At 62.9% G+C, this 5,664-nt stretch carries 4 protein-coding genes and 1 pseudogene; 1 reads left to right on the forward strand and 4 read right to left on the reverse strand.

Translation table 11 applies throughout. The features are described 5' to 3' along the window. Positions 1–306: pseudogene (locus NW818_RS07325) on the forward strand (hypothetical protein); the annotation flags it as partial. A 13-nt stretch (positions 307–319) separates the two neighbouring features. Here NW818_RS07325 and NW818_RS07330 read toward each other — a convergent pair. The 4 genes from NW818_RS07330 to NW818_RS07345 all read right to left on the reverse strand — a co-directional run bounded on the left by NW818_RS07330 (position 320) and on the right by NW818_RS07345 (position 5,536). Beyond that, positions 320–1,498 carry a DUF3326 domain-containing protein gene (locus NW818_RS07330; RefSeq protein ID WP_414424198.1) on the reverse strand — a complete coding sequence of 393 codons (1,179 nt, stop codon included), beginning with the start codon at positions 1,496–1,498 and terminating at the stop codon, positions 320–322. Positions 1,499–1,551: 53 nt separating this feature from the next. After that, positions 1,552–3,096: a protoporphyrinogen oxidase gene (gene hemG / locus NW818_RS07335; protein ID WP_414424199.1), complete on the reverse strand. Its 1,545-nt coding sequence runs from the start codon at positions 3,094–3,096 to the stop codon at positions 1,552–1,554. Between the two features lie 118 nt (positions 3,097–3,214). After that, a complete protein-coding gene (locus tag NW818_RS07340; RefSeq protein WP_011433040.1) occupies positions 3,215–4,525 on the reverse strand; it encodes a homoserine dehydrogenase in 1,311 nt (436 codons plus the stop codon). Positions 4,526–4,729: 204 nt separating this feature from the next. Continuing rightward, positions 4,730–5,536: a GvpL/GvpF family gas vesicle protein gene (locus NW818_RS07345; protein ID WP_414424200.1), complete on the reverse strand. Its 807-nt coding sequence runs from the start codon at positions 5,534–5,536 to the stop codon at positions 4,730–4,732. Between the last annotated feature and the right edge of the window lie 128 nt (positions 5,537–5,664).

Consider the following 5,664-nt stretch of genomic DNA (forward strand, 5'->3'; position numbering starts at 1 on the left):
CCTATTCCCCCCCAACTGGGGCAACTGCGCCACCTGGAAAACCTCTACCTGTCGGACAATCGCCTCAGCGGATCCCTGCCCCCCGAGCTGGCTCAGCTGAATCAGTTGCGGGATCTGCGCCTGGCACGTAACCAATTCACGGGAGAACTGCCGACCTTTTTGGCAGAACTGCCCCGACTGGAGCGGCTGCACATCGAGGGAAACCCCGGCCTCTGCTTGCCGGCCGCCCTGTCGGAGTGGTTTGCCGGCCTAAACCCGGCGGATCCCCTGCCGGCTCCCATCTGCTCATGGACTCCGTCCCGCTAACGCGACCGGTAGCCTACTGGGACTCCGTCCCGCTCAAGTGCTCCGCACCGCGACCGCGAACGGCGCAAGTGTGGGATCCCAGCTTTTCCGGGGGGGAGGGGGAGAGCCGTAGCGACGACCAGGCCACTCCTGCTCGGTGGGCCACCACCACTCCAATCGCCTCTAGATAGGAGGTTACCGATACATGAGGGATCCCCAACTGGCGGGGATGCACCTGCATCACGGTGGTGTTTTCCTCGACGGCAATGAAAAGCGGAGGACGGGCAAGGACTCCGTCCGTTCGCGTCAGCGGCGGAGCATTGTGGTGGGGTCGCGACAGCGTTGCGCCGCAATAACGGCTGGCCAGGTGCAGCAAGCCAGGCCCCCCAAAGGCAGTGGCCGGGGCAATGACGCTGTCCACCTGCTCTGCTGTCAGGTCACCCGGTTGGACGGGATCCCCGCTCTTGACAAATTGGGGAGCATAGCTGAGGCCCACCAAAACCGAAGGCAGGAAGGTAAACCCCACCTCTTCTGCGGCAGCGCGGGGGTGAACCGGCTTGGGGAAAGTCTCAGGGTAGAAAGCGGGGGCGTGGGCACAAGGGATCCGCAACTCCCGCACCACCAGGTGGCTGATCAGGGCTTCGACGCCGGCCAGGGGATCCACCCCCCTTCCCTGCTCGTACTGGCTGAAGTCCAAGTCATCCGGAAAGCGGGCCACCACGGCAATGGCCTCTGCCCCCAGGCGAACCAGCTCCTGGGCAGTCTCCAAGAGAGCATCAGGCTGGGCCAGGGATCCCTGGCTGGCTCCTGAGGGGGAGAAGCCGACGGAAACGCCCAAGGGTTGGCGGGTCAAGCGCCAGGGGCCAATGTTGAGCCCCAAGGTGGCCTGAGCAGCCTGCATCACCTGCAGGTGGCGTTGTTGCAGATCGGGGGGGATCCCGGCATCCAGCACCACCCCAACACAGTTTTGGCGCACTGGCCGCAAATTCCACACCCCCGCACAGAACTGATCCAGGCCGTACCCTTCCACGTACAACACGTTCCCCATCGGCCAAAACAAACTGGCTCCGTTTAACACGTTGGGATGGGTGATGACCCGCTCTGCGGCTGCTGCCAGGGTGCGGGCAATAGGCAGGGCATCCCCGGCAAAACCACCGATGCGGGCACCAATGCCGGTGGGGATGAGCAGGAGGCTGGTGTAGGGATGGCTCATGCTGCTATGTCTACAGCACTCTATGCTGCTACACGCGAACGGGAACCGCACCGCTAACGCCGGACGGACAGGATCTGCTGGGCTAGGGCCTCGGCCCGCCGCACACAATCTCCCAAGGCCACGCCATCCAGGTAGTTGGCACACACCCACACCCCTGGGGTTTGGTCGGCCAGGCTGGCCTGCAATTGGGCAATCCGCTGCCGGTGGCCAAGCGTATATTGCGGGATAGCCTGGGGCCACAGGCGCTCTCCCAGGCGGATGGGTTCGACAGGGCGGGTGAGCAGGATCTGGCTGAGTTCTGCATGCACAATTTGGGCCCGCTCGTCAGGGGAGAGCGCCGTAATGGGCGGGATCCCTTTCTGACAGGCAAAAGCCGCGTCGGTGGCCCCCCCAATGAAGCTGACCAGGCAGTGATAGCCCTGAGGAGCCCGCTCTGGGAAGAGGGAGGAAGCCCAGATGGTGCCCAGGGTGCGCAGGCCCTGAGAGCGAGGGATCAGATGGCCAAACCCTCGCAGCGGTTGGGGGAGGGCTTCTTCTGGATAGGCCAAAGCCACCACCGCCACAGGCGGGTAGGGGATTTCCCTCAGCAGCCGGCTGGCCTGGGGGTTGAGATCCTGCAGGAGGGTGGCAGCAGCGTAGGCAGGGAGGGTGAGCACCACCTGTTGAGCCGCCACCCAGTGGATTTCTTCTGGGGCTTCTGGGGCCGTGTGCTCTGCACCGCTGTCGTGTATGACGAAGCCCACCCGGTAGCCCGTCTCATCCCGCTTGAGATGCACAGCCCGCCAGCCCAGCCGCAGCGCACTGCCCAGTTTCTGGGCAATCGCCTCAGGTAGCTGCTGCAACCCCTGCCGCAGGTTACCCAGTTGGCCCCGCTTGGGAGGAGGCTGGATGGGGGAGTTGGCGCTGTCCTGGTGACGGGTTCGCGGGAGCGTCGCGTAGCGATAACGGCTGCGCAAAGCCTGCACAGCACCGGCAAAGAGGCTGCCGTAGCGTTCTTCCAAGCCGGCAATGCGGGGGAAGGCTGCCAAGGCGCTGAGCTGATCCGGATCCCCGGCATACACCCCTGAGGTGAAAGGTTCGACCAGCCGCTCTACCACCTCGGATCCCAGTTGCCGCTGGAAGAATTGCCGCACCGTTTCCTCTTTGCCCGGCGGTGGCGCGACAAACCCCAACAACCCACGTAAGGCCCGCAACTTGCCGCCCACGCTCAACAGCCGCGAGCCAATGGCTGCAGAAGGGCTCAGGGGCACCGGCAGCAGCTCTTTTTCCCAGTAGATGTAGCGGGGCAGCTTGGCATCGGCCAGCACCAGGTGCTCCGCCAAGCCCACCTCGGCAATGAGGTTAAGCAGGGCGGGGACGGGGGTAAAGCTGTTGGGGCCCTCTTCCCAGCGATAGCTGTCTTTGGATTGGGTGGAGATACAGCCCCCCACGCGGGAGCTGGCCTCGGCCAGGAGCACCGGCTGGGTGGAGTCATCCCTGGAGGATAAGCCCTGTTGTAATCGCAAGGCCAACGTTAGGCCGCTGATGCCCGCCCCCACCACCACCACCTCAGCCTGCAAGGACTGCGTCCCGCTAAAGTGCTCAACAGAAGAGTTCATCTTTTGGGTTCCAACGGGGTTTTCAATCCTCAAGAGTCAAACAATTATGCTCTGAGCCGCTCCCCGTCCCACCAGCGCGTTCGCGTCAGCGGTGCGGAGCATTTTGGATCTATAGCAGCTAGCGCAGCACCCGAAATAGGCTGGGGATCCCGGCCACCTGGGGCAGTTGTTGGATCTCGGCCAGCGCCTGTCGGCAGTCGGCCTCCCGGACGGTGTGGGTGAGAATCACAATCTCCGCCTGCTCTTGGTGACATTCCTTTTGGGTAATGCTCTCCAGGCTAACCCGGTGGCGACCGAAGCAGGTGCCAATCGCCCCCATTACCCCCGGCTGATCCTGAGCCAACACCCGCACGTAAAACTCCGACTCCAATTCCGAGAGAGGGATCAAAGAGGCAGCAGCAGGGAAGCAGGAGAATCCCCACAGCGGATTGGGGGCATCAGCCCCCGTTTGCCGGTGGGCAATCAGGGTCAGCAGATCGCCAACAACGGCACTGGCAGTCGGCCCCCGCCCCGCCCCCGGCCCCGACAGCACCACCTGCCCCAAAGGATCCCCCTGCACCAGGACGGCATTGTCCACACCGTTGATGTTGGCCAAGGGGTGGGTAGAGGGCAGAAGGGTGGGGTGAACCCGGATATCCAAAGCCATCTTCGCTGCCTCCCCGCCAGAGTTGGCCCTTTGGGCGATGGCCAAGAGCTTGAAGGTGTAGCCCCACTCGCGGGCATAGCGAATGTCGGTGGGGCTGATGCCGCGGATCCCTTCGCAGGGGATGGCTTCCCGCTTCACAGACACCCCGAAAGCAAGGCTGGCCAAAATGGCGATCTTGTCGGCGGCATCCCACCCTTCCACATCGGCGCTGGGATCCGCTTCGGCGTAGCCGTGGGCCTGGGCCAGGGCCAGGGCTTCCTCAAATGAGCTGGCCGCCTGGGTCATCTGGCTGAGGATGAAGTTGGTGGTGCCGTTCACAATGCCCCAGACCGCCTGGATGTGGCTGGCCTGCAGGGACTGTTGCAAGGGCTGCAGAATCGGAATCCCGCCCCCGACTGCCGCTTCCAAGAGCACCGAGACTTTGGCTTGGGCTGCCGCCTGAAAGATCTCCTCCCCGTGGCGGGCGATCACCGCTTTGTTGGCTGTGATCACCGGTTTGCCGTGGTCAAGGGCTTTTAAGATCAAGGTGCGGGCCGGCTCCAAGCCCCCCATCAGCTCGATGACCACGTCGATTTCCGGATCCGACACGATTTGCTCCAGATTGGTGGTCAGGCGCTCAGGCGGGATCCGCACTTGCCGTGGCTTGTCCAAAGAGCGCACCCCCACCGCCGCTATCTCAACCGACTGCAAGAGAGGATGCCGGGGTTGCTGCAGAATTTGCACAACACCCGTGCCAACCGTGCCCAGCCCCAATAGCCCAACTCGTTCGCGGTAGCGGCGCATAGCGCTTTAGACCACAACTCTTCCTTTTGCCTGCTGTTCCCGTTAGCGGGACGGAGTCCTTTGCCCTGTGAGGGCTCCGCCTCGCCAATGCAAACAGGAAGCGGACGGGATCCCCTCACCATTATCACGCTTGGATCCACGCTCTGCTAACGCGACCATGATCCGCATGCAGAGCACTTTGTTCGCGCTAGCGGGACGGCGTCCTTAGTTGGGATCTATACACTTGTCCGCCAGAGAATCCCGTAAGGCACGGACAAAGTGATAAGGGGGCAAAGGGGCGCTCCAATCCAGTTGCCAATGGGGGTGCTGATCCAGCCAGGTTTGGGTGAGCTGAGCGGCGGCTTCCCACTCGGCAGAGGTGAGCAAAAAGTAAAGCCGCAAGGATTCTCCTGGCTGGGGATCCCCCCTTTGCACAGGCCAGGTGGAAGGCCAAAGCTGCTGTAGGGCTTGCTGCTCCTGCTCTTGCTGCTCTTGGGCCTGTCGTTGCTGGAGATAGGCTTGCTTGCGGGCCAACAGATAGGCCGTCCCGCTTAGGGAGGGCTGTGGCTCCGGTTGGGGCTGAGGTTGAACCCTTCCTTTGAGACAGTACTCGGCCCGCCCCCCAATGGCTGCGAGGGCTTGTTCGTACTCCGTCTGCCGGGACAGCAGATGGGATCCCAGCTTTTCTGCTGAGAGGAAGCAGGTGCCGAAGCGCAGGGGCAGCACCGGCATCTGGGCGAACAGTCGGCAGATCACCTGGTCGTGGCGCAGGGCAGAACGCACCAACACCTCATCCGAGACTTGCAGCGACTCCGGATCCGGCATCGGCTCCACAGCAGCGGCAATTCGGCTGCCTGTCGGGGAGAACACCTGCACCGACCGATGGATCCCCTCGGTTTGCCGGATGAAGGGCAAAAGCTCTGGAGCTGGCTGCGGGAAGAAGGCGTAGGTGTAAAGGGGGCTGTTGATACTCTGCTCATTCCCGTCAGCAGTACGGAGCACTTGGGGTTCTGGCTGAGCTGGGAAGGTCATGGTCTCGGATTTAAGACGAGTAGGTAAGACGGGTAGGCTCGCCTTCCCAGTCTACGCAACCTAGGATTGGGATCTTTGAAACCTACACGGTTCCACCTATAGAGTTCCACGGCCAGAGTTCCACGGCC

Source organism: Synechococcus sp. R6-5, assembly GCF_047461775.1.
Lineage (GTDB): Bacteria > Cyanobacteriota > Cyanobacteriia > Thermostichales > Thermostichaceae > Thermostichus.

What these genes read in the sequence shown, in the direction of transcription:
- NW818_RS07330 (WP_414424198.1), bottom strand. Translation starts at nt 1,498, where the DNA reads ATGAGCCATCCCTACACCAGCCTCCTGCTCATCCCCACCGGCATTGGT.
- hemG (WP_414424199.1), bottom strand. Translation starts at nt 3,096, where the DNA reads ATGAACTCTTCTGTTGAGCACTTTAGCGGGACGCAGTCCTTGCAGGCT.
- NW818_RS07340 (WP_011433040.1), bottom strand. Translation starts at nt 4,525, where the DNA reads ATGCGCCGCTACCGCGAACGAGTTGGGCTATTGGGGCTGGGCACGGTT.
- NW818_RS07345 (WP_414424200.1), bottom strand. Translation starts at nt 5,536, where the DNA reads ATGACCTTCCCAGCTCAGCCAGAACCCCAAGTGCTCCGTACTGCTGAC.